Source organism: Kitasatospora sp. NPDC086791 (assembly GCF_040685975.1).
Lineage (GTDB): Bacteria > Actinomycetota > Actinomycetes > Streptomycetales > Streptomycetaceae > Kitasatospora.
Window position 1 is genome coordinate 707,578 of sequence record NZ_JBFBOC010000001.1, and the last position, 23,410, is coordinate 730,987.

The 23,410-nt window shown below is 73.2% G+C and carries 18 protein-coding genes; 9 read left to right on the plus strand and 9 right to left on the minus strand.

Annotated features, from left to right (window positions below):
* Nucleotides 1-144: 144 nt before the first annotated feature.
* From AB0Q99_RS03235 to AB0Q99_RS03245, 3 genes are all read right to left on the minus strand, one after another.
* Nucleotides 145-1,164 carry an acetamidase/formamidase family protein gene (locus tag AB0Q99_RS03235; protein WP_363567898.1) on the minus strand — a complete coding sequence of 340 codons (1,020 nt, stop codon included), beginning with the start codon at nucleotides 1,162-1,164 and terminating at the stop codon, nucleotides 145-147.
* Complete coding sequence (locus tag AB0Q99_RS03240; RefSeq protein WP_363567900.1) at nucleotides 1,161-2,714, minus strand: APC family permease; 1,554 nt, start codon at nucleotides 2,712-2,714, stop codon at nucleotides 1,161-1,163. Before AB0Q99_RS03240 ends, AB0Q99_RS03235 begins: the two co-directional genes overlap by 4 nt.
* A 172-nt stretch (nucleotides 2,715-2,886) precedes the next feature.
* Nucleotides 2,887-3,969, minus strand: a complete 1,083-nt coding sequence (locus AB0Q99_RS03245; protein WP_363567902.1) for an ABC transporter substrate-binding protein — start codon at nucleotides 3,967-3,969, stop codon at nucleotides 2,887-2,889.
* Nucleotides 3,970-4,025: 56 nt separating this feature from the next.
* Here AB0Q99_RS03245 and AB0Q99_RS03250 point away from each other — a divergent pair, with 56 nt between their 5' ends.
* Nucleotides 4,026-4,478, plus strand: coding sequence for a MarR family transcriptional regulator (locus AB0Q99_RS03250; protein WP_363567904.1), 453 nt, complete (start codon nucleotides 4,026-4,028; stop codon nucleotides 4,476-4,478).
* 101 nt (nucleotides 4,479-4,579) lie between these two features.
* Here the strand turns inward: AB0Q99_RS03250 and AB0Q99_RS03255 are convergent, their stop codons facing one another.
* Nucleotides 4,580-5,677, minus strand: coding sequence for an NlpC/P60 family protein (locus AB0Q99_RS03255; RefSeq protein ID WP_363567906.1), 1,098 nt, complete (start codon nucleotides 5,675-5,677; stop codon nucleotides 4,580-4,582).
* A gap of 395 nt (nucleotides 5,678-6,072) precedes the next feature.
* Here AB0Q99_RS03255 and AB0Q99_RS03260 point away from each other — a divergent pair, with 395 nt between their 5' ends.
* The 3 genes from AB0Q99_RS03260 to meaB are packed head-to-tail and all read left to right on the plus strand — an operon-like array spanning nucleotide 6,073 to nucleotide 11,141.
* Nucleotides 6,073-7,941: a methylmalonyl-CoA mutase family protein gene (locus tag AB0Q99_RS03260; RefSeq protein WP_363567908.1), complete on the plus strand. Its 1,869-nt coding sequence runs from the start codon at nucleotides 6,073-6,075 to the stop codon at nucleotides 7,939-7,941.
* Nucleotides 7,938-10,142: a methylmalonyl-CoA mutase gene (scpA, locus tag AB0Q99_RS03265; protein ID WP_363567910.1), complete on the plus strand. Its 2,205-nt coding sequence runs from the start codon at nucleotides 7,938-7,940 to the stop codon at nucleotides 10,140-10,142. Before AB0Q99_RS03260 ends, scpA begins: the two co-directional genes overlap by 4 nt.
* A gap of 12 nt (nucleotides 10,143-10,154) precedes the next feature.
* Entirely contained in the window at nucleotides 10,155-11,141 is a 987-nt protein-coding gene (gene meaB / locus AB0Q99_RS03270) for a methylmalonyl Co-A mutase-associated GTPase MeaB (protein WP_363567912.1), read from the plus strand.
* A gap of 149 nt (nucleotides 11,142-11,290) precedes the next feature.
* Here meaB and AB0Q99_RS03275 read toward each other — a convergent pair whose 3' ends face one another.
* Complete coding sequence (locus tag AB0Q99_RS03275) at nucleotides 11,291-11,893, minus strand: superoxide dismutase (RefSeq protein ID WP_363567914.1); 603 nt, start codon at nucleotides 11,891-11,893, stop codon at nucleotides 11,291-11,293.
* A 325-nt stretch (nucleotides 11,894-12,218) separates the two neighbouring features.
* On the opposite strand from AB0Q99_RS03275, the gene AB0Q99_RS03280 reads away from it, so the two are divergent.
* The gene (locus tag AB0Q99_RS03280; protein WP_363567916.1) at nucleotides 12,219-14,492 is read left to right on the plus strand and encodes a M9 family metallopeptidase; all 2,274 of its coding nucleotides are present in this window, start codon (nucleotides 12,219-12,221) and stop codon (nucleotides 14,490-14,492) included.
* 104 nt (nucleotides 14,493-14,596) lie between these two features.
* Here the strand turns inward: AB0Q99_RS03280 and katG are convergent, their stop codons facing one another.
* Complete coding sequence (gene katG, locus AB0Q99_RS03285; protein WP_363567918.1) at nucleotides 14,597-16,819, minus strand: catalase/peroxidase HPI; 2,223 nt, start codon at nucleotides 16,817-16,819, stop codon at nucleotides 14,597-14,599.
* Between the two features lie 281 nt (nucleotides 16,820-17,100).
* On the opposite strand from katG, the gene AB0Q99_RS03290 reads away from it, so the two are divergent.
* From AB0Q99_RS03290 to AB0Q99_RS03300, 3 genes are all read left to right on the plus strand, one after another.
* Entirely contained in the window at nucleotides 17,101-17,514 is a 414-nt protein-coding gene (locus AB0Q99_RS03290) for a transcriptional repressor (protein ID WP_363567920.1), read from the plus strand.
* A gap of 52 nt (nucleotides 17,515-17,566) precedes the next feature.
* Nucleotides 17,567-18,187, plus strand: coding sequence for an L-threonylcarbamoyladenylate synthase (locus AB0Q99_RS03295; protein WP_363567922.1), 621 nt, complete (start codon nucleotides 17,567-17,569; stop codon nucleotides 18,185-18,187).
* A gap of 127 nt (nucleotides 18,188-18,314) precedes the next feature.
* On the plus strand, nucleotides 18,315-18,977 hold the full coding sequence (locus AB0Q99_RS03300) for an NAD(P)-binding domain-containing protein (RefSeq protein ID WP_363567923.1): 663 nt from the start codon (nucleotides 18,315-18,317) through the stop codon (nucleotides 18,975-18,977).
* 67 nt (nucleotides 18,978-19,044) lie between these two features.
* Here the strand turns inward: AB0Q99_RS03300 and galK are convergent, their stop codons facing one another.
* Complete coding sequence (galK, locus tag AB0Q99_RS03305) at nucleotides 19,045-20,175, minus strand: galactokinase (protein ID WP_363567925.1); 1,131 nt, start codon at nucleotides 20,173-20,175, stop codon at nucleotides 19,045-19,047.
* Nucleotides 20,172-21,278, minus strand: a complete 1,107-nt coding sequence (galT, locus tag AB0Q99_RS03310; RefSeq protein ID WP_363567927.1) for a galactose-1-phosphate uridylyltransferase — start codon at nucleotides 21,276-21,278, stop codon at nucleotides 20,172-20,174. The genes galK and galT overlap by 4 nt, the downstream gene beginning before the upstream one ends.
* Nucleotides 21,279-21,382: 104 nt before the next feature.
* Here galT and AB0Q99_RS03315 point away from each other — a divergent pair, with 104 nt between their 5' ends.
* On the plus strand, nucleotides 21,383-22,192 hold the full coding sequence (locus AB0Q99_RS03315; protein ID WP_363567929.1) for a DeoR/GlpR family DNA-binding transcription regulator: 810 nt from the start codon (nucleotides 21,383-21,385) through the stop codon (nucleotides 22,190-22,192).
* A 34-nt stretch (nucleotides 22,193-22,226) separates the two neighbouring features.
* Here AB0Q99_RS03315 and AB0Q99_RS03320 read toward each other — a convergent pair whose 3' ends face one another.
* On the minus strand, nucleotides 22,227-23,351 hold the full coding sequence (locus AB0Q99_RS03320; protein WP_363567931.1) for a LacI family DNA-binding transcriptional regulator: 1,125 nt from the start codon (nucleotides 23,349-23,351) through the stop codon (nucleotides 22,227-22,229).
* Between the last annotated feature and the right edge of the window lie 59 nt (nucleotides 23,352-23,410).

Here is a 23,410-nt window from a genome sequence, read left to right on the forward strand (position 1 = left end):
CGTCACGGGCCCGTCCGACGGGCCGGTGACGGGTGCGGCGCACGGCCCCACCTCGCGCACGGGACGACGGCGGCTCCTGCCGGCGAGTTCCTACCGGCGCGCACCTACCGGCGCTCCTGCCGACGCGCCCCCGTCGACGGGCCCCTACCGGTGCCGCAGGTACGCCGCGGCGCTCGCGCGCAGGCGGTCGTGCAGGCCGTCGTAGGCGCGGACCCGGCCCAGCACGCTCTTGGGCAGCTTGGCGACCATCGTGTAGTTGGTGTCGCAGACGTTCGCCGCCGGGGCCAGCCCGGCCTGGCTGACCAGCTGGTAGGCGTCGAGCTGGTCCAGGCCGAGCAGTTCGCCGGTCCAGCCGACCAGGTCGTGCTGGCTGATCCGGAACGCGTCCTCCAGCGGCCGGGCGGAGCCGGTGCTGATCAGGAACCCGTCGTTCTCCAGCCGGGGCCAGGCCGGGCCGCCGCCCTTGACCAGGTCGACGATCACGGTGGTGCGCATGGCCGCCTCCACCGCCGTGCCGCACACCTCGCCCTCGCCCTGGCGGGCGTGGCCGTCACCGATGGCCAGCAGGCCGCCCTCGACGTTGACCCCGAAGTAGGCCGTGGTGCCGGCCCGCATCTCGGGGGTGTCCAGGTTGCCACCGTGGGCCCCGGGGGTGATCGAGGCCAGCACCTCGCCCGCCGCCGGGGCGACGCCGACCGTGCCGTGCATCGGGTCGAGCGGCAGGTCCACCGTGAAGTCGCCGGTGCGGGCCCGGAACCGGCAGGTGCCCGCCGTGACGTCCAGGTCGTAGAGCCAGACCCGCTCCTCCAGCGGCGGGTGCAGCATCGCCGTCTGGTGCGTCGCGGTCAGCGCGCCGAAGTGCGGGAAGGTGCTGGAGATGCCGTGGTCCCGGGCCGGGGTGATCTCCACGAAGTGCACGGCGAGCACGTCCCCGGGCTCGGCGCCCGCCACCGCGATCGGCCCGGTGACCGGGTTGAGGTACGGGAAGACGCAGACCCGGCTGGGCAGGTCGCCGGTGCCGCGCACCTTGCCGCCGAAGCAGTCCTCGGTGGTCAGCTCGACGACGGTGCCGGGCCGGACGGTGACCAGCGGGGCGCGGCCGCCGAAGGTGTAGGCGTAGTCCTCCGGGGTCGGGCTCAGCCGGGCGGTCTCGGGCAGGCTCACTGGTGCTCCTCGGTGGTGGTGTACGGGCCGGCGGCGGGGTGCGGGTCGGACGCGGGGTGCAGGTCGGACGCGGGGTGCAGGTCGGACGCGGGGTGCAGGTCGGACGCGGGGTGCGGGTCGGACGCGGGGTGCGCGCCGGTCGCCGGTCCGGTGCCGGTGGCGGGCTCGGCGTCGGTGACGGCCAGTCGGGGCCGGCGGCCGGTCAGCATCAGGCCGGCCAGGACGATCCCGCCGATGAGCAGCCAGACGAAGCCGAGCCGCTGGGCCGCGATGTTGGCGTTGACGACCACGTAGGCCAGGATCGCGAAGCCGAGGACCGGGGCGATCAGGTGGCGCCAGTAGTCCTTGCTGCGCTGCCGGACCAGGTAGTGGACGACGACGGCGACGTGCAGGACCAGGAAGGTGGTCAGCGCACCGAAGTTGACCAGGGTGCTGAGCAGGGTGATGCCGTCGTCACGGGAGGCCGTGTACAGCCCGAGCACCAGCGAGATCCCGGCGGTCAGCAGCGTCGCGTTGACCGGCACCCGGCGGGTGGGGTGGATCCGGGCCAGGAAGGAGGGCAGCTGGCGGTCGCGGGCCATCGCGTACAGCAGTCGCGAGGTGGCCGCCTGGGCGACCAGGGAGTTGGCGAAGCCCCAGGCCACGGCGGTGGAGGCGGCGGTCAGCGTGGCGAGCCAGCCGCCGGCGGCGGTGCGGGCCGCGTCGTAGAACGCGGTGCCGTTCGGGTCGCCGTCCCGGATCAGCGCGGCCGGGTCGGCGACCAGGAGGGAGGCGACCCAGGTCTGCACGATGAACAGGGTGCCCGCGAGCAGCAGCGCGGCCACCATCGACCGGCCGATGGCCTTGGTCGAATCCCGGTTCTCCTCCGCCAGGGTGGAGATGCCGTCGAAGCCGAGGAAGCTGAGCACCGCGATCGACACCGCGCCGAAGGCCAGGCTCCACGAGAAGGTGTGCGAGTCGTAGAGCGGGGTGAAGTCGAAGCCCCGGCCCTTGCCGTTGGCCAGGGCGGTGATCCCGACCACCACGAACAGCGCCAGGACGACGAGTTCGCCGATCAGCATCGCCTTGTTGACCTTGGAGGTGGTCTCGATGCCGAGGTAGTTGACCACGGTGTTGAGCAGGACGAAGCCGATCAGCCAGAGCCAGACCGGCACGGCCGGCACCAGCGAGTTCATCGCCACGCCGGCGATCAGGTACAGCAGCCCCGGCACCAGCACGTAGTCGAGCAGGATCATCCAGCCCGACAGGAAGCCGACCGGGGCGGCGATGCCGCGGCCCGCGTAGGTGTACACCGAGCCGGCCATCGGGAAGGCCCGCGACATCTGCGCGTAGGACAGGGCGGTGAACATCATCGCCACCATGCCGAGGACGTACGCCAGGGCGACCATGCCGCCGGAGCCCTGGAAGACGCCGCCGAAGATGCCGAACGGTGCGATCGGCACCATGAAGACCAGCCCGTAGACGAGCAGGTCGGTGAAGCCGAGCGAGCGGCGGAGTTCCTGGTGGTAGCCGTAGCTCTCGATGCCCTGGGGCGAGGGGGTGTCAGCCATGGTGCTCTCTCTCCGTGACGACCCTGCGGGTGTGTGGGGAGACTGCGGGTGTGTGGGGAGACTGTAGAGGCAAGTATTTCCATATGGAAGGGTTTTGTCGCGGCGTTCCGGCAGGCGGGAGGGCCGGCCGGCGGCGGAGGCGAGCGGAGGAAGGCCCGAAGGCCGGGCGGGATCAGGACAGCACGGAGAAGCCGAGCCCCTCGGCGCGGGCCAGATGGACCGGCGCGCGGCGGGCGCCCTCGCCGCCCAGTAGCCGGCCCGCCGCCGCGAGGAGCCCGGACGGAGCGAGCGAGCGCCGGGCGGCCAGCGCGGCGAGCAGGTGGAGGCCGTCGTACAGGCCCACCGCGTAGGCGTCCAGGACCGGCGCCCACGGTCCGCACAGCGCCCGGTGCCGCTCGGCGAGGTCCTGCCGGCGCTCCTCGGCCAGCGTCGCGAAGGAGGGCATGGCGGCGTACAGCGTCCCGGTGTCGTCGCCGCCGAGGGCGAGCAGGCCGTTCTCCTCCAGCGCGCCGGACAGCCGCACCAGCCTGCGGTCCAGACCGCTGCGCCGCAGCGCCCGGTTGAACCGCACCAGGTCGCGTCCGATCAGGCTCAGCAGCAGGGCGTCCGCACGGGCGGCGCGCAGCTCGTCCAGCAGCGGTTCGAGCAGCCCCTCGACCGCCCCGAAGGGGATCCGCCGCTCCAGCACCACCCGGGCGCCGGCCCGGACGGCGAGCCCCGCGGCGGCCCGGTGGACGGAGCGCGGCCAGATGTAGTCGTTGCCGACCATCGCCCATCGGCGCAGACCGTGACGGATCGTCAGCTCGCCCACAGCGGAACCGAGTTGGGCCATCGGGTCGATGCCGGTGCAGAGCACGCCGGGCAGTCGGGAGCCGCCCTCGTGCGGCGGGGTGTAGACGTACGCCGTCCGGCCTGCCGCCACCGCCTCGACCGCCCGGTGCACATCGCTGGTGTGGCAGCCGGCGACCGCTTCCAGCACGCCCGCGTCCAGCAGCAGCCGGACCTCGGCGGCGACCCGCTCCGGCGCACCGCCGCCGTCCACCAGCACCAGCTCCAGCGGCCGGCCGAGAACGCCGCCGCCCGCGTTGACCTCGTGCGCGGCGAGCAGGGCGCCGTCCAGCGCGGACGGGCCGGTCAGCCCGAGCGGCCCGGACTGCGGCACGACGAGGCCCACCCGGAACGCCGCGTCCTCCCGCTCGTCCCGCGTGGAGTGCAGCGCTTCGAGCGGATCGACCAACCGGACCTCGACGCTCACCAGTGCGAGTATGGTCGTGGGACCGACGTCGGGAAAGACCGGAAGGGGAGGGTCACATGACCGCGCGCGGCGCCGCACCGGCCGGACCGTCGGACGACACCCGGACCGCCCCCGGTCCGCTGCTGGTCGAGCTGGTCACCCTGGCCCACCGCAGGCTCACCGGCGGGCTCGCGGCCGCCCTCGCGGAGGAGGACTGCACCGTCGACCAGTGGCGCGTGCTGCGTGCCCTCGCCGACGACCGGGGCCACCCGATGGGCGAGCTCGCCCAGGCCCTGCTGATCCCGCAGGCGAGCCTGAGCCGGCTGGTCGACTCGCTGGCCGACTCCGGCCTGGTCTACCGGCGCCAGGACGACCAGGACCGCCGCCGGATCACCGCCCACCTCTCCCGCCAGGGCCGCGCCCGGCTCACCCGCCTCGACGCCCTGGCCGCCGCCCACGACGACGCCGTCCGCCGGGCCTGCGGCCTCACCGACCCGGCGGGCCTGCTCGAACGCCTCGCCGCCCTCTGACCGGCCCGGCCCGGGAACGCTGACGAGACGACCCGGGACCCGGAACGACGACGGCGAGGGCCCGCCCCCGCCGGAGCGGGAGCGGGCCCTCGCGTCCGCGGTCAGGCCGGGCGGACAGCACCCATGTACGGCATCACCGAGATCGGCAGCACCTCGATGTTCTTGCCGGTGCGCGGCGCGTGGATCATCTTGCCGTCGCCGATGTAGAGCCCGACGTGGTGCAGGTCGTCGTAGAAGAAGACCAGGTCGCCCGGCTGGAGGTTGGCGCGGTCGATGTGCGGGCCGGACTTCCACTGGTCCTGGGACATCCGGGGGATGGTGACGCCCGCCGACCGGTAGGCCATGCTGGTGAGGCCGGAGCAGTCGAAGCTGTCGGGACCGGTCCTGCTCCAGCCGTACGGCTTGCCGAGCTGGGCCTGGGCGAAGCCGATGATGCCGGCGACCCGGCCGCCGGCGGGCGGCACCGGGGTGTTCACGTCGGGGCGGTCGGCGGAGCGGGAGGCGCGGTCGGCCGCGGCAGCGGCGGCGCCGGCCGCGGCGGCCTGCTTGGCCTCGGACTTGGCCTTCTCGGCGGACTGCTGGGCGTTGATCTTGGCCCGGTCCTCGGCGCTGAGCTTGTTGAGCATGTCCTGCGCCTTGGACAGCTTGGTCTGGATGTCGTTCTTCTGCTCCACGAGCTGCTTGCCGACCGAGTCGAGCTCGGCGAGGGTCGCGGTGGCCTCGGCGCGGTCCTGGTCGAGCTTGCGCTGCTCGTCCTGGGCCTGCTTCAGCAGGCTCGCCTGGGAGTCGGCGACCTGGTTCTGCACCGCGGCGCGCTCCAGGTAGCCGGCCGGGTCGGAGTCGAGCATCAGCTGGACCGACGTGTCTATGCCGTTGTTCCGGTACTGGTCGGCGGCGACCGAGCCGAGCCGGGTGCGCAGCTCGTTCATGGTCTCCTGACCGCGGACCACCTTCTCCTGGATCTGGTTGGCGTCGCCCTGGAGCTTCTGCTGCTTGGCCTGGAAGCCGTTGTAGCGCTCGATCGCCTGCTCGGCCTGCTCGTTGAGGCTGTCCACCTGCTCCTTGACGGAGGCGAGGGTGGGTGCGGGCTCGGCGTGGGCGGTGCCCGAGGCGAGGACCGCGCCGCCGGCCGCCATGGCCGTGGTGAGGACCGCCATGCGGGCCCGGCTGGGGGGGCTGGGCTTGCGGCGCTTTCCCATGGGCGGTCGGCTCTCCTTCGGGGGAATCTCGGACGGCACGGACGGGCCGGGGACGTCGAAGGCAGGCGGGACGAGCAACGGGGGGGATGGCGTCCCGCCCACCTTCTTCGAAGTAACTTAATAGATGAGTACCCGGGTTCCGCAATCCCCCTGATCATGACGTTCTCCGCCATGACGGGACATCGATCCCGTTCCGTGCCATCGGTGTTGACTACGGACGCCGCGCGGCGGCCGGTTCAATCGCTCCCGACGGCGCCGCACCCCTCCACCGGACCGGCTCTCCGCAGCCCGTGACACCGCTCGCCCCACCGAGTGTCGAGAACCGGCCGAATCGAGGGAAAGGTCACACACACCTCCCCTCCTGCGGCTATGCGAACGGGCGCTAACCTGCGCACATGAAGGTCCCGCCCGAAGGGCTCCCCCTCGCCGCCGAGTTCCCGGCCGCGCATCGAGAGCAGTGGCAGCAGCTCGTCCAGGGCGTGCTGCGCAAGTCCGGCGCCCAGCCCGAGGACGGCGCCGCCGCCGAGCAGGCACTGACCACCGAGCTCCAGGACGGCCTGAGCGCACGGCCGCTGTACACCGCCGAGGACACCGCGGCCGACCCGGGCTACCCGGGCTTCCCGCCGTTCGTCCGCGGCGGACGGCCGCAGGGCTCGGCCGTCGCCGGGTGGGACGTCCGGCAACGGCACGCCGACCCGGACCGGCAGCGCGCCAACGAGGCCGTACTGGCCGACCTGGAGAACGGCGTCGGCTCGCTCTGGCTGGAACTGGGCGGCGAGGCCCTTCCGCTGGACGCCCTGCCCGAGGCGCTGACCGGGGTGTACCTGGACCTGGCCGCCGTGGCACTCGACGCCGGACCCGAATTCACCGCCGCCGCGCAGCAGTTGTTCGAGCTGTACGAGCAGCGAGAGGTCTCCCCCGCCGCCGCCTCCGGCAACCTCGGCGCCGACCCGCTCGGCCTGCAGGCCCGCACCGGCGACCCCGCGCGCACCGACGCGCTGCTCGCCGAGGCCGCCGCGCTGGCCGCCCGCTGCGCCGCCGGCTACCCGGGCGTCCGGGCGCTGACCGTCGACGCCCTGCCGTACCACGAGGCCGGCGCCTCCCCCGCCCAGGAGCTGGGCTGCGCGCTCGCCACCGGCGTCGCCTACCTGCGCACGCTGACCGCGGCCGGGCTGTCGGTGGACGCCGCGCTCGGCCAGCTGGAGTTCCGCTACGCGGCGGACGCCGACCAGTTCCTGACGATCGCCAAGTTCCGTGCCGCGCGCCGCCTCTGGGCCCGCGTCGCCGAGGTCTCCGGAGCGTCCGCCGAAGCCTCGGCGCAGCGTCAGCACGCCGTCACCTCCCGGGTGATGATGACCGCCCGCGACCCGTGGGTGAACATGCTGCGCACCACCATCGCCTGCCTGGCCGCCGGGGTCGGCGGCGCCGACGCCGTCACCGTGCTGCCCTTCGACAGCGCGCTCGGCCTGCCGGACGCCTTCGCCCGCCGGATCGCCCGCAACACCCAGTCGATCCTGCTGGAGGAGTCCCACCTGGCCCGGGTGATCGACCCGGCCGGCGGCTCCTGGTACGTCGAGCAGCTGGGCGAGGAGCTGGCCCGGGCCGCCTGGGCCTGGTTCCAGGAGATCGAGCGGGCCGGCGGCCAGCAGGCCGCGCTCGGCTCCGGACTGGTCGGCGAGCGGCTCGCCGCGACCTGGGCGGAGCGGTCGGTCCGCCTGGCGAAGCGACGCGAACCGGTCACCGGCGTCAGCGAGTTCCCGCACCTGGAGGAACAGCCGCTGGTCCGCGAGCCGGCCCCGGCCGCGCTCTCCGGCGGCCTGCCGCAGGTGCGCCGGGCCGAGGCGTACGAGGCGCTGCGGGACCGCTCGGACGCGGCGCTCGCGGCCACCGGTGAGCGGCCGAAGCTGTTCCTGGCCTCGATCGGCTCCGCCTCCGCGCACACCGCGCGCACCACCTTCGCGGCCAACCTGTTCCAGGCCGGCGGCATCGCGACCGTCTCCCTGGAGTCCGTCGACCCGGCCGCCTTCGCCGAGGCGTTCACCGCCTCCGGCGCGACCGTCGCCTGCCTCTGCTCCAGCGACGCCCTGTACGGCGAGCACGCCCCGGCGGTCGCCGGCGCCCTGCGGGCGGCCGGCGCCGCGAAGGTGCTGCTGGCCGGCCGGCCCGGCGAACTGCCGGACGGAGTGGACGAGTTCATCTACGCGGGCGGGGACGCGGTCGCCGTCCTGACCTTCCTGCTGGACCTGATCGGAGTGGCCCGATGATCCCTGACTTCACCGGAATCGGGCTGGACGGCGGCGCCGCCGCGGACGCCACCGACGAGCGCTGGCAGGCCGCCTGGCGGCAGTCCACCGGCAAGGACGTCGACGAGCTCGTCTGGGACACCCCCGAGGGCATCGGCGTCAAGCCGCTGTACACGGCGCGGGACCTGGCCGGGCTGGACTTCCTGGAGACCTACCCCGGCATCGCCCCGTACCTGCGCGGGCCGTACCCCACCATGTACGTCAACCAGCCGTGGACCGTCCGGCAGTACGCCGGCTTCTCCACCGCCGAGGAGTCCAACGCCTTCTACCGCCGCAACCTCGCGGCCGGCCAGAAGGGCCTCTCGGTCGCCTTCGACCTGCCGACCCACCGCGGCTACGACAGCGACCACCCGCGCGTCACCGGCGACGTCGGCATGGCGGGCGTCGCCATCGACTCGATCTACGACATGCGCCAGCTGTTCGACGGCATCCCGCTCGACCGGATGTCGGTGTCGATGACCATGAACGGCGCGGTGCTGCCCGTCCTGGCGCTGTACATCGTCGCCGCCGAGGAGCAGGGCGTACCGCCGGAGAAGCTGGCCGGGACCATCCAGAACGACATCCTCAAGGAGTTCATGGTCCGCAACACCTACATCTACCCGCCGCAGCCGTCGATGCGGATCATCTCGGACATCTTCGCGTACACCTCGCAGAAGATGCCCCGGTACAACTCGATCTCCATCTCCGGCTACCACATCCAGGAGGCCGGGGCCACCGCCGACCTGGAGCTCGCCTACACCCTGGCCGACGGGGTGGAGTACCTGCGCGCGGGCCTGGACGTGGGGCTGGACGTGGACGCCTTCGCGCCCCGGCTGTCGTTCTTCTGGGCGATCGGCATGAACTTCTTCATGGAGGTCGCCAAGCTGCGCGCGGCCCGGCTGCTCTGGGCCAAGCTGGTCAAGCAGTTCGACCCGAAGAACCCCAAGTCGCTGTCGCTGCGCACCCATTCGCAGACCTCCGGCTGGTCGCTCACCGCGCAGGACGTGTTCAACAACGTCACCCGCACCTGCGTCGAGGCGATGGCCGCCACCCAGGGCCACACCCAGTCGCTGCACACCAACGCCCTCGACGAGGCACTCGCCCTGCCCACCGACTTCTCCGCGCGCATCGCCCGCAACACCCAACTGCTGCTGCAGCAGGAGTCGGGCACCTGCCGGGCCATCGACCCGTGGGGCGGCTCGGCCTACGTCGAGAAGCTGACCCACGACCTGGCCGCCCGGGCCTGGCAGCACATCCAGGAGGTCGAGGCGGCCGGCGGCATGGCCAAGGCGATCGACGCGGGCATCCCGAAGATGCGCGTCGAGGAGGCCGCCGCCCGCACCCAGGCCCGCATCGACTCCGGCCGCCAGCCGGTGATCGGGGTCAACAAGTACCGGGTCGAGAGCGACGAGCAGATCGACGTGCTCAAGGTCGACAACTCCGCGGTGCGGGCCCGGCAGATCGAGAAGCTGCGCCGACTGCGCGAGGAGCGCGACGAGGCCGCCTGCCAGGACGCGCTGAACGCGCTGACCCGCGCCGCCGAGGCCGGTCCGCAGCGCGGCGGTTCGCTGGACGGCAACCTGCTGCACCTGGCCGTCGACGCGGCCCGGGCCAAGGCGACCGTCGGCGAGATCTCGGACGCCCTGGAGAAGGTGTACGGCCGCCACTCCGGCCAGATCCGTACCATCTCCGGTGTGTACCGAGACGAAGCGGGCCCGTCGGCCTCCCTCCAGCGCACCCGCGACCTGGTCGAGCGGTTCGAGCGGGCCGAGGGCCGCCGGCCGCGCATCCTGGTCGCCAAGATGGGCCAGGACGGCCACGACCGCGGCCAGAAGGTGATCGCCACCGCCTTCGCCGACCTCGGCTTCACGGTGGACGTCGGCCCGCTGTTCCAGACCCCCGCCGAGGTCGCCCGCCAGGCCGTCGAGGCGGACGTGCACATCGTCGGCGTCTCCTCGCTGGCCGCCGGGCACCTGACGCTGGTGCCCGCGCTGCGCGCCGAACTCGCCGCGGCGGGCCGGGAGGACATCACCATCGTGGTCGGCGGGGTCATCCCCCCGCAGGACTTCGCGGCGCTGCACGAGGCGGGCGCGGCAGCCGTGTTCGGCCCGGGCACCGTCATCCCGGACGCCGCGCACGACCTGCTGACCGCCCTGGCGGCCGAGCTCGGCCACGAGCTGTGAGCCGCTGAGCCGATGCCGCCGCGGACGATCGACCTCGACAGCTACACCTCGGGGGTCCTGGACGGCTCGCGCGCCTGGATCGCGCGCGCCGTCACCCTCGTCGAGTCCACCCGGCCCGACCACCGCGCGCTCGCGCAGCAGCTGCTCCAACGGCTGCTGCCGCACGCGGGCGGGGCGGTCCGGGTGGGCATCACCGGGGTGCCCGGTGTCGGCAAGTCGACCTTCATCGACTCCTTCGGCACCATGCTCACCGGCCTCGGCCACCGGGTCGCGGTCCTCGCCGTCGACCCGACCTCCAGTCGCACCGGCGGCTCCGTCCTGGGCGACAAGACCCGGATGGAGCGCCTGGCCGTCGACCCGCACGCCTTCGTCCGCCCCTCCCCCACCTCGGGGACGCTGGGCGGCGTCGCCAAGGCGACCCGCGAGTCCATGGTGGTGATGGAGGCGGCCGGCTACGACGTGGTGCTGATCGAGACGGTCGGCGTCGGTCAGTCCGAGACGGCCGTCGCCGGGATGGTGGACACTTTCCTGCTGCTCAGCCTCGCCCGCACCGGCGACCAGCTCCAGGGCATCAAGAAGGGCGTCCTGGAACTCGCCGACGTCATCGCCGTCAACAAGGCCGACGGCCCGCACGAGACCGACGCCCGCGCCGCCGCCCGTGAACTCGCGGGCGCGCTGCGGCTGTTGCAGGCTCCGGACGCAGTGTGGACGCCGCCCGTCCTGACCTGCAGCGGCCGCGACGGCGCGGGCCTGGACGTGCTCTGGGAGCGCCTGCAGCAGCACCGCAAGGTCCTCGACGCCACCGGCGCGCTGGCCGCCAAGCGCCGCGACCAGCAGGTCGAGTGGACCTGGGCGATGGTCCACGACCAGCTCTTCGCCCGCCTCCACGAACACCCCGAGGTCCAGCGCCTCGCCCCGCGGCTGGAGTCCGAGGTCCGCGCCGGCAGCCTCCCCGCCGGCCTGGCGGCCCAGCGGATCCTGGACGCCTTCTTCGGCTGACGGCCACACCGGCCGACGGACGCGGCCCTCCGCCGCGCCCGGAGGCGCCGGCCCTCCGCCGCGCACGAGGGCGCGCCGACTTCCTCCGCCGCGCACGGGGACGGCCCCGGACCGCCCGACCGGTCCGGGGCCGCTTGCCCGACGTGAGGTCAGGCGCTCGTGACGGCCGCGAAGCGGGCCGAGACGTCCTGCCAGTTGACGACGTCCCACAGGCGGGTGACGTAGTCCGGACGGACGTTGCGGTACTGCAGGTAGTAGGCGTGCTCCCAGGCGTCGAAGGCCAGCAGCGGGGTGCTGCCCTGGCCGACGTTGCCGTGGTGGTCGTAGACCTGCTCGACGATCAGGCGCTTGCCCAGCGGCTCCCAGGAGAGGATGCCCCAACCGGAGCCCTGGACGCCGGTGGTGGCGGTGGTGAGCTGCTTCTTGAAGGCCTCGAAGCTGCCGAAGTGCTCGGTGATGGCGTCGGCCAGCTCGCCCTCGGGGCGGTCGCCGCCCTCCGGGGAGAGGTTCTGCCAGAACAGCGAGTGCAGAACGTGGCCGGACAGGTGGAAGGCGAAGGTCTTCTGCAGACCGACCAGGCCGCCGAACTGCTCCTTGTCGCGCGCCTCGGCGAGCTGCTCCAGGGTGTCGTTCGCGCCCTTGACGTAGGCGGCGTGGTGCTTGGAGTGGTGCAGCTCCAGGATCTCGGCCGACATCGCCCGCTCGAGCGCGGAGTAGTCGTACGGGAGGTCGGGAAGCGTGTAGGTGCCCATCAGGACACGGCCCCTTTCGGCGGGTTGAACGATGCTGATCGTGCCGGGACAACACTATTGCGTATGACTTGCAGGAACGAAGCATGGGCTCCTGCTTATTCCCGCACGCCGCATCGGGGACAACGGCCGCCCGCGGGCCCGGGGGCCGCCACCCGCGACCGACGGCCCGCGCGAACCTGACAACGTTTCGGTTTCGGCGGGCGGCAATCCGCTCCCGGGGCTTCCCTCCGTGTCAACCCGTGTGCCATTTTACATGTCACACGGCAGGACCCGTGCGCCCCAGACACCGCACGACCACCCTCAACGGCCCCGGAGGCCCCCACCCATGCGTCCCTTCCGGATAGCGAAGGCGAACGCGCGCAGACTCCCTGCGCTCGGCGCCGCCTTCTTCCTCGCCCTCGGACTCTTCGCCCCGCAGGCCCACGCGGCCGGCGCCCCCACCTCACCGGCCAACCCGGCCGCGCCCGCCGCCAAGGCCGCCGCGCCGCACGCGATCCCGGTGCCCAAGTCCCCCGACACGCCGAAGGACGCGCGCCCCCTCGCCGCGGACCCGAAGGCCAAGGCCACCGCCCCGACGGCGGGCAGCACCGTCGGCGCCGCCAAGGCGGCGAAGCAGTTCTCCGCCGCCGCCAACGCCTGCGACCTCTCCGCGTTCACCGGCAACTCCGGTGCCGCGCTGGTCCAGCAGGTCAAGGCCGCCGGACTCGACTGCGTCAACTCGCTGTTCACCGTGACCGGCAACGACGCCAAGGCCGCGTTCAACGAGGCCCAGATGACCAGCGTCGCCAACGCCCTGCGCGACGCCTCCGCCGCCTACCCCGGCGACGACTCCACCTCCGTCGGCCAGCTGGTGCTGTTCCTGCGCGCCGGCTACTACGTCCAGTGGTACAACCCGGACGTCGTGGGCCCCTACGGCGCCACCCTGCAGACCGCCGTCCGCGGCGCGCTGGACGGCTTCTTCGCCGCCCCGCGCAGCAAGGACGTCACCGAGGCCAACGGCGCCACCCTCGCCGAGGCCGTCACCCTGATCGACAGCGCCCAGGAGAACGCCCGTTACACCGGCGTCGTCAAGCGGCTGCTGACCGACTACACCCCGGCCTGGGGCGGCTCGATGGCCACCGCCGTCGCCAACACCAAGACCGTCATCGACCGCGGCTTCGACCTGCCGGCCTTCACCGCCGCCCTCCAGGCCGACCCGTCCTTCGCGACCACCGTCGCCTCCTTCGTCACCCGCAACGCCTCCCAGCTCACCGGCTCGGACCTGGTGACCGGCATCGGGATCGAGCTCGGCAACCTGGTGGCCAACGACGCGCTGCGCGCCCAGGGCCGCCCGATCGTCAAGGACCTGATCAACCGCTACCCGCTGGTCGGCAACACCGGCCCGCTCACCATGAACCTGCTCTGGTTCGTGGAGAAGAAGGACAGCGGCAACTGCTCCTACTACGGCACCTGTGACGTCCCGGCCAAGCTCGTCCCGCTGGTGCTCACCGTCGACCACACCTGCAACGCCAACCTGCGCATCCGCGCCCAGGACATGACCGCGCAACAGCTCGCCGACACCTGCACCAGCCTGATCAACCAGGACGCGTTCTTCCACAAGGTGGTCAAGGACAACGGCCCGGTCGCCGATGACAACAACACCAGCCTCGAAGTCGTCGTCTTCGACGACTACTACGAGTACAGCCTCTACGCCTGGGAGATGTACAACATCGCCGTGGACAACGGCGGCATGTACGAGGAGGGCAACCCGGCGAAGGCCGGCAACCAGGCCCGCTTCATCGCCCACGAGGCCTCCTGGCTGCGCCCCCAGTTCCAGATCTGGAACCTCAACCACGAGTACACCCACTACCTCGACGGCCGCTACGACTTCTACGGCGACTTCGATGCCGGCATGACCACCCCGACCGTCTGGTGGGTCGAGGGCCTCGCCGAGTACATCTCGTACAGCTACCGGGGCGTCCACTACGACGACGCCGTCGCCCAGGCCGGCAAGGGCACCTACGCGCTGAGCACCCTGTTCGACAGCACCTACGACAACGCCGACTCCACCCGGATCTACAACTGGGGCTACCTGGCGGTCCGTTACATGCTCCAGTCGCACCCGCAGGACGTCGACGCGCTGCTCGCCAAGTACCGCGTCGGTGACTGGAACGGCGCCCGCGCCCTGCTCAAGACCACCATCGGCACCCGGTACGACGCGGACTTCGCCACCTGGCTCAAGGCCTGCGCCGCCGACAACTGCGGCTCGCTGCCCACCCCCCAGGCACCGCTGTGCACCGCTGCCGACACCCGCCGGTTCGACAAGAACTGCCGCCGCGACGGCGTGGCCGCCACCACCGGGAACTACAGCTACAGCTTCCTGTACCTCCCGGCCGGCGTGCAGCAGCTGACCGTCACCACCAGCGGCGGCACCGGCAACGCCGACCTCTACTACAACGGCGGCGCCTGGGCCACCACCGGCTCGTACCAGGCCAAGTCCACCGGCAGCGGCAACGGCGAGACCCTCACGATCGCCAACCCGCCGTCCGGCTGGGTGTACTTCAGCCTCTACGGCCAGCAGGGCTTCGGCGGCGTCACCGTCACCACGACCTACAACTGACCGACCGGGCGCCGCTCCGGCGCCCGCGCACCGACGACGAGGAGCGGGGCCCGGGGGCGTCCACCCCCGGGTGCCCGCTCGTCGTCGTCAGCGGTGCGTCGGGATCAGGCCAGGTCGAAGCGGTCCGCGTTCATGACCTTGACCCAGGCCGCGACGAAGTCCGTCACGAACTTCTCCTTGGCGTCGTCGCTCGCGTACACCTCGGCGACGGCCCGCAGTTCGGCGTTCGAGCCGAAGACCAGGTCGGCCCGGGTGCCGCTCCACTTGACCCGGCCCGAGGCGTCCCGAGCCTCGAAGGTCTGCGAGTCCTCCGAGGTAGCCTCCCAACGGGTGTCCAGGTCCAGCAGGTTGACGAAGAAGTCGTTCGTCAGCACGCCGGGGGTCTCGGTGAGCACGCCGTGCGCGGACCGGCCGTGGTTGGCGCCCAGCACCCGGAGGCCGCCGACCAGCACGGTCAGTTCGGGGGCGCTCAGGCCCAGCAGGTTCGCCTTGTCGAGCAGCAGGTACTCGGCCGGAAGCCGGTTGCCCTTGCCGACCCAGTTGCGGAACCCGTCGGCCTTCGGCTCCAGCGCGGCGAAGGTCTCGGTGTCCGTCAGCTCCTGCGGCGCGTCGACCCGGCCGGCCGCGAACGGCACCTCGACGGCGAGGCCGGCGGCCTTGGCCGCCTGCTCGACGCCGACGCCGCCGGCCAGCACCACCAGGTCGGCCAGCGAGACCTGCTTGCCGCCGCCGGCCTGCGCCGCGTTGAACTCCTGCCGCACGCCCTCCAGGGCGCGCAGCACGGTGGCCAGCTTGTCGGGCTCGTTGACCTCCCAGCCGATCTGCGGCTGCAGCCGGATCCGGCCGCCGTTGGCGCCGCCGCGCTTGTCGCTGGAGCGGAACGAGGAGGCCGCCGCCCAGGCGGTGGAGACCAGCTCGGCCACCGACAGGCCGGTGGCGCTGATCCGCCGCTTGAGGTCGGCCACGTCGGCCGCGCCGACCTGCTGGTAGCCGACCGCCGGCAGCGGGTCCTGCCAGAGCAGCTGCTCGGACGGGACCTCCGGGCCGCGGTAGCGGACGACCGGGCCCATGTCGCGGTGGGTCAGCTTGTACCAGGCGCGGGCGAAGGCGTCGGCGAACGCGTCCGGGTCCTCCAGGAAGCGCCTGGAGATCGGCTCGTAGACCGGGTCGAAGCGCAGCGACAGGTCGGTGGTGAGCATGATCGGCACGTGCCGCTTGGCCGGGTCGTGGGCGTCCGGGACGGTGCCCTCGCCGGCGCCGTCCTTCGGCTTCCACTGGTGGGCGCCGGCCGGGCTCTTGGTGAGCTCCCACTCGTAGCCGAACAGCGTCTCGAAGAAGCTGTTGTCCCAGGTGACCGGGGTCGGGGTCCAGGCGCCCTCCAGGCCGCTGGTGATCGCGTCCCCGCCGACGCCGGTGCCGAAGCTGCTCTTCCAGCCGAGGCCCTGCTGCTCCATCGGCGCGTCCTCGGGGTCCGGGCCGACGTTGTCCGCCGGGCCGGCGCCGTGGGTCTTGCCGAAGGTGTGGCCGCCGGCGATCAGCGCGACGGTCTCCTCGTCGTTCATCGCCATCCGGTAGAAGGTCTCGCGGATGTCGCGGGCGGCGGCGATCGGGTCCGGGTTGCCGTTCGGGCCCTCGGGGTTGACGTAGATCAGGCCCATCTGGACGGCGGCTAGCGGGTTCTCCAGCTCACGGTCGCCGGTGTAGCGCTCGTCGCCCAGCCAGGTGGTCTCCGGGCCCCAGTAGACGTCCTCGTCCGGCTCCCACTCGTCGACCCGGCCGCCGCCGAAGCCGAAGGTCCGGAAGCCCATGCCCTCCAGCGCGACGTTGCCGGCCAGCACGATCAGGTCGGCCCAGGACAGGCTGCGGCCGTACTTCTTCTTCACCGGCCAGAGCAGGCGGCGGGCCTTGTCCAGGCTCGCGTTGTCGGGCCAGCTGTTCAGCGGGGCGAAGCGCTGCTGCCCGCCGCCGGCGCCGCCGCGGCCGTCGCTGATCCGGTAGGTGCCGGCGCTGTGCCAGGCCATCCGGATCATGAACGGGCCGTAGGTGCCGTAGTCGGCCGGCCACCAGTCCCGGGAGGTGGTGAGCACCTCCTGGATGTCCCGCTTGACGGCCGGGAGGTCGAGCGCGTCGAAAGCCGCCGGGTAGTCGAATTCCGCTCCGAGCGGGTTGGCCACGGCGGGGTTCTTGGCGAGGATCTTCAGGTTGAGGCGTTCCGGCCACCACTGGCGGTTCCCACCGCCCTGGGTGGGGTGCGGCGCGCGCCCGTGGTTCACCGGGCAACCTTCCGCCTGCGCCTCTACGCCGGTTGCATCGTGGATGTCAGACATGGGAATCCTTCCCTCACAAGGCGGATCACGGTGTCTTCTTTCTGGCTGCCTTCGGCACCTTTCGGTGCTGTCCGGAGCTGCGTGCCACGTGTTGCTGCTGCGTACCACAGCAACGGGAGCCACATGCTGCTGCTGACCAGGCTAGCGCCGGAGCCGATCCTACGATGGACGGAATCCAAGTCAAGAAAGCCACCAAGCCCATATCCGATCGGGATCCGGAAGCCGCAGGATGTGTATTGGTAAACTCCGGTCTCCCCCTTGACCTGAATAGGTGAACCGATATGAGTGACCTGCTGGAGCGGCTGCGCGGGCGCCGCTGGCGCCTGACCTCCCAGCGGCGTGTCGTGGCCGAGGTCCTGGACGGCGAACACGTGCACCTGACCGCCGACGAGGTGCACGCCCGGGCGGCCGAGCGCCTCCCGGAGATCTCCCGGGCGACGGTCTACAACACCCTCGGTGAGCTGGTCACCCTCGGTGAGGTCATCGAGGTCTCCACCGACGGGCGCGCCAAGCGCTACGACCCCAACGCCCACGAGCCGCACCAGCACCTGGTCTGCACCGGCTGCGGCGCCATCCGCGACGTCCACCCGCTCGGCAACCCGCTGGCCGACCTCCCGCCGGAGCAGCGCTTCGGCTTCACCGTCTCGCAGGCCGAGGTCACCTACCGGGGGCTCTGCCCGGCCTGCGCCGGCTGACCGTCCCGTGCGGCTGCGGGCTCCGGCCGCCGGGATCCCGTAGGGTCGGCCAATGGCGAAGTACTTCGACGTGCATCCAGAGTCCCCCCAGCCGCGCACCATCGGCACCGTGGCCGACAGCCTGAGGTCCGGGGCCCTCATCGCGTACCCGACCGACTCCTGTTTCGCCCTGGGCTGCCGGCTGGACAACCGTGACGGCCTCGAACGGATCCGGTCGATCCGGCGCCTGGACGAACGCCACCACTTCACCCTGATGTGCGAGGACTTCGCGCAGCTGGGGCAGTTCGTCCAGCTCGACAACAACGTCTTCCGGGCCGTCAAGGCCGCGACGCCGGGCAGCTACACCTTCATCCTCCCCGCCACCAAGGAGGTCCCCCGCCGCCTGATGCACCCGAAGAAGAAGACGGTCGGCGTCCGGATCCCCGACCACGTCGTCACCCGCGCCCTGCTCGCCGAACTCGGCGAGCCCCTGCTCTCCAGCACCCTGGTCCTGCCCGGCGAGGACGAACCGATGACCCAGGGCTGGGAGATCAAGGAACGCCTCGACCACGTGCTCGACGCCGTGGTGGACTCGGGCGACTGCGGCACCGAACCGACGACCGTCGTCGACTTCTCCAGCGGCACCCCCGAGATCGTCCGCCGAGGAGCCGGCGACCCCACCCGCTTCGAGTGAGCCCCCGGCCCGCTCCCGGCCCGGGGAAATTCACCCCTGGGTGGGGAATCGGGTCGGGTGGTGGGTGGTTGAGGCAAGGCGACGAGGTAGTACGGAGATCGCGGAACTCGCAGACGAGGGGCTTCCCATGAAGATCGGCATCATCGGCGCGGGCAACATCGGCGGCAATCTGACCCGGCGGCTGACGGCGCTCGGGCATGACGTCTCGGTGGCCAATTCGCGTGGGCCCCAGACGCTGGAGGCCCTGGTCGAGGAGACCGGCGCGAAGGCGGTGACGGTCGCGGAGGCGGCGCGGGGCGCCGAGGTCGTGGTCGTGACCGTCCCGCTGAAGAACGTGCCGGACCTGCCCGCCGGGCTGTTCGACGAGGCCGCGGAGGGTGTGGCGGTGATCGACACGGGCAACTACTACCCGAAGGAGCGCGACGGCCGGATCGACGCGATCGAGGACGGCGGGCTGACCGAGAGCCGGTGGACGGAGCAGCACCTCGGGCACCGGGTGGTGAAGGTGTTCAACGGCACCTACGCGCAGGACCTGCTGGAGCGGCCGCTCCCGGCGGGCGACCCGGAGCGGATCGCCGTGCCGGTGGCGGGGGACGACGAGGCGGCGAAGCGGGTCGTCCGGGCGCTGGTGGACGAGCTGGGCTTCGACACGGTGGACGCGGGCGGCATCGACGAGTCCTGGCGCCAGCAGCCGGCCACCCCGGTGTACGGGCTGCGCGCCGGGGTGGCGGCCGTGACCCGGGCGCTCGCGGAGGCGTCCCCGGAGCGCCCGGCCGCCCACCGGGCGTGAGCCACGCGGCGTGAGCCCACGTGCCGTCGACCCGTCCGGCGTGAACCCGCCGGGCGGGCGCTGGGCGTCAGCCGAGCCGGCGCGCCCCCTCGGCCGGGATGGCGGTGAGGGTGCGTGGCTCGGCGTACCCGGCGGCCCGGAACGCGGAGGTGACCTGGGCGGCGACGGACTCGGCCTCGGCCGCGCCGACCAGGGCGATGACGGAGCCGCCGAAGCCGCCGCCGGTCATCCGGGCGCCGAGGGCGCCGGCGACCAGGGCGGCTTCGACGGCGAGGTCGGTCTCCGGACAGGAGACCCGGAAGTCGTCGCGCAGTGAGGCGTGTCCGGCGGTGAGGATCGGGCCGAGCGCGGCGGGGCGGCCGGCCTCCAGGTGGGCGACGGCTTCCGTGACGCGCGCGTTCTCGGTGACCACGTGGCGCACCAACGGGCGAAGCTCCGCCGGGAGTTGCGCGAGCGCGGCGGCGACCCCGGCGGGCGGCAGGGAGCGCAGCGCGGGCAGGCCGAGCAGGGCGGCGGCCCGTTCGCAGCCGGCCCGCAGGGCGGCGTACGCGCCGTCCCCCAGGTCGTGCTTGACCCGGGTGTCCAGGACCAGCAGGGCGAGGCCCGCGCCCGCGAGGTCGATCGGCACCTGGCGTGCCGTCAGGTCCCGGGTGTCCAGGAACAGCGCGGCGCCGGGGCGGCAGCACATCGAGGCCATCTGGTCCATGATCCCGCACGGCACGCCGACGAAGGCGTTCTCGGCCCGCTGGGCGAGCAGGGCGAGTTCGGGCGCGGACAGGCCCAATTCGTACAGGTCGCTGTACGCGGCGGCGACGACGCACTCCAGGGCCGCCGAGGAGGAGAGCCCGGCGCCGCCGGGGACGTCGCCGTCCAGCCGGACGTCCGCGCCGCCGACCTGGTGCCCGGCCTCGCGCAGCGCCCACACCACGCCGGCGGGGTAGCCGGCCCAGCCGGGCACCGCGCCGGGGGCGAGGTCGGCGAGCCGCAGTTCGGTGACCGGCTCGCCGCTCTGGGCGGACCAGAGCCGCAGCAGTCCGTCGTCCCGGCGGGCCACCCGGGCACGGACGGTCTGCGGCAGGGCGATCGGCAGCACGAACCCGAGGTTGTAGTCGGTGTGTTCGCCGATCAGGTTCACCCGGCCGGGGGCGGCCCACTCCCCCTCGGCGGGACGGCCGTAGAGCTCGGCGAAGGCGTTCACGGGGCGACCTCCCGCAGCCGGCGGGCCGCGTCCTCGGGGGTGACGTCGTTGACGAAGGCGTCCATGCCGGATTCCACGCCGGCCAGGTACTTCAGCTTGTCGGCGCTGCGCCGGATGGTGAACAGCTCCAGGTGCAGGGCGAGTCCGCCGCGCTGCCCGGCGGGGGCCTGGTGCCAGGCGGAGATGTACGGGGTGCGGCCGGCGCCGAACAGCCGGTCGAAGCGGCGCAGCAGGTCCAGGTAGAGCCTCGGGAATTCGGCGCGCTGCGGTTCGTCCAGGGCGGTCAGGTCGGGCACCCGGCGGTGCGGGTACAGGTGCACCTCGTACGGCCAGCGGGCGGCGAAGGGGACGAAGGCCGTCCAGTGCTCGCCGGTGAGCACGGTCCGTCCGCCGTGGGCGCGTTCGGCGGCGAGGAGGTCCTCGAAGAGGTTGCGGCCGGTGGCGGCGCGGTGTTCGGCGGCCCGGGCGGCCGTCCGGGCGGTGCGCGGGGTGGTGAAGGGGAAGGCGTAGATCTGGCCGTGCGGGTGGGCGAGGGTGACGCCGATCTCGGCGCCCCGGTTCTCGAAGCAGTAGACCTGTTCGACGCCGGGCAGGGCGGAGAGTTCGGCGGTGCGGTCGGTCCAGGCGTCCAGCACGAGGCGGGCCCGTTCGGGGGTGAGGTCGGCGAAGGAGGCGTCGTGGTCGGCGGTGAAGCAGACCACTTCGCAGCGGCCGGCGCCGGGGCCCGCGGTCCACAGGCCGCCGGCCTCCCGGGCGGGATCGGCCGGCGGTCCGGCGAGCGAGGGGAAGCGGTTCTCGAAGACGGCCACCTGGTAGTCCTCGGCCGGGATCTCGCTGAGCCGTCCGTCCCGGGACGGGCAGAGCGGGCACTCCTCGGCCGGCGGCTGGTAGGTGCGGGCCTGGCGGTGGGCGGCGATGGTGACCCGGTCACCGGTGACCGGGTCGAGCCGGACCTCGGAGCCGGGGACCTGCGGATCCAACGGCCGCCGGTCGACGGCGTTCCGGGGGGCGGCGCCGCCGCGGTCGTAGTAGATGAGCCGCCGACCGTCCGCGAGCTCGGTCACGGTCCTGCTGGTGGGATGGGTCAGGATGGTCCCGGCCATGGCCCTCTTCCTCCGAGTGACGCCATTGGAATCAACAGAAAGCTACAATCTCAAACAATATCCACCAGCGCCACTGCTCGGAAGTGCTCGAAGGAGGTCTCCCGATGGCTGACAGCACCCCACCGCTCGCCGGGCAGCGCCGCATGCTGATCCTGGACCAGGTCCGCGCGCGCGGCGGTGTCCGGGTGACCGAGCTGGTCCGGGACCTCGGGGTCTCCGACATGACCGTCCGCCGCGACCTGGACGCACTGGCCCGCCGCGGCCTGGTGCACAAGGTGCACGGCGGCGCGGTGCGGGTCGAGGCGCCCGCCAGCGGCGAGCCCGGGTTCGAGACCAAGGCCGGCTGGGAGCTGCCCGCCAAGGAGGCGATCGCCCGGGCGGCCGCCGCACTGGTGCCGCCCGGCTCGGCGGTCGCGCTGGCCGCCGGGACGACCACCTTCGCGGTCGCCCGGCACCTGCGCGCGGTCGAGGACCTCACCGTGGTGACCAACTCGCTGCGGATCGCCGACCTCCTCGAACAGCCCGACGAGGACGGCACCCCGGCCACCGCGACGGTGATCCGCACCGGCGGCGTCCGGACGCCCTCGGACGCCCTGGTCGGGCCGGTGGCCGACCAGGCGATCCGCTCCCTGCACGTCAACCTGCTGATCCTGGGCTGCCACGGCCTCTCCCCCGAGACCGGGCTGACCACGCCCAACCTGGCCGAGGCCGAGACCAACCGCGCCTTCCTGCAGTCGGCCCGCCGGGTGGTCGTGGTGGCCGACCACACCAAGTGGAACGCGGTCGGCCTGGCCTCCTTCGCCGCCCTGGACCAGCTGGACGTCCTGGTCACCGACGACGCCCTGCCCGCCGAGCAGCAGGCGGCGGCCGCCGGGCTGGTCGGCGAGCTGGTCGTCGCACGGGCCGACGACTGACCACCGGGCGGGTCGCAGGCGCACGGTCCGCCGACTAGCCGCCGGCCACCCGCCCGCCGCTACTCCCCCGCACCACCAGCTCGGTCGGCAGCTCGACCCCCGCCGTCGGCGCCGCCTCGCCCCGCACCTGGCCGAGCAGCCGGGCCACCAGCTCGCCCGCGATCGCCCGCAACGGCAGCCGGACGGAGGTCAGCGCGGGGTGCAGGTGGCGGCAGAGCGGCGTGTCGTGGAAGCCGGTGACGGCCACCCCGCCGGGCCCGACCACCAGCCCCTCCGCCCGGACCGCCTCGTACACGTCCAGCGCCAGCAGGTCGCTGCCCGCCACGAAGGCGGTCGGCCGGTCGGGCCCGCGCAGCACCGCCCGGACGGCGGCGACCGCCTCGCCAAAGCCTTCCGCCTCGCGACCGAAGCCGTCCGCACCCGGGCCGAAGCCGCCCGCACCCGCAGCGGAACCGGCCGGCGCCCCCGCCCCGGGGAGCGCCACCGCGGCGAGGCCCAGCCGCCGGGCCTCGGCGAGGAAACCCGCCCGCCGGGCCGCCATCCAGGGCAGTTCCTCGGCGGCTCCGAGGTAGCCGATCCGGCGGTGGCCGAGCTCCGCGAGGTGGCGCAGCACCGCGGCCGTCGCCGCGTCGTTGGCGATGTCCACCCAGTGCTGCGGCTCTCCCGGACCGGTGCGCCCGAAGCTCACGAAGGGGACGCCGAGCCGGGCGACGTGCGCGATCCGGGCGTCCTCGGCGAGCACGTCCGCCAGCACCAGTCCGTCCACCTGCCGGGCCGCCACCAGTTCGTCGATCGCGGCCGTCGGGTCGCCCGTCGGCGGGGCGGGCCGGAACAGCAGCACCCGCCGGCCCTCGGCCCCGGCCGCGTCGACCAGGGCCTCCAGGAAGCCGGCCATCAGCGGGTTGGGGTCGAGCGGGTCGTCCGCCGGCGCGAGGTAGCCGAGGGTGCGCCGGGCGCCGCTGCGCAGTGAGCGGGCCGACTGGTCGGGCTGGTAGCCGAGTCCGCGGATCGCCGCGGTGACCCGGGCCAGCGTGTCGGGCCGGACCCGTTGCGGGGCGTTGAGCGCGTTGGAGACGGTCTGCCGGGAGACCCCGGCCGCGCGGGCGACCTCCTCGATCGTGACGGCGCCGCGGCGCGCCCGCTGCGGTCCCTCGGACATCCGACCCCTCCCCACTGGTACGGCCGGCCCGGAGCCCGGCCGGGCTCCGGGCCCGCCGG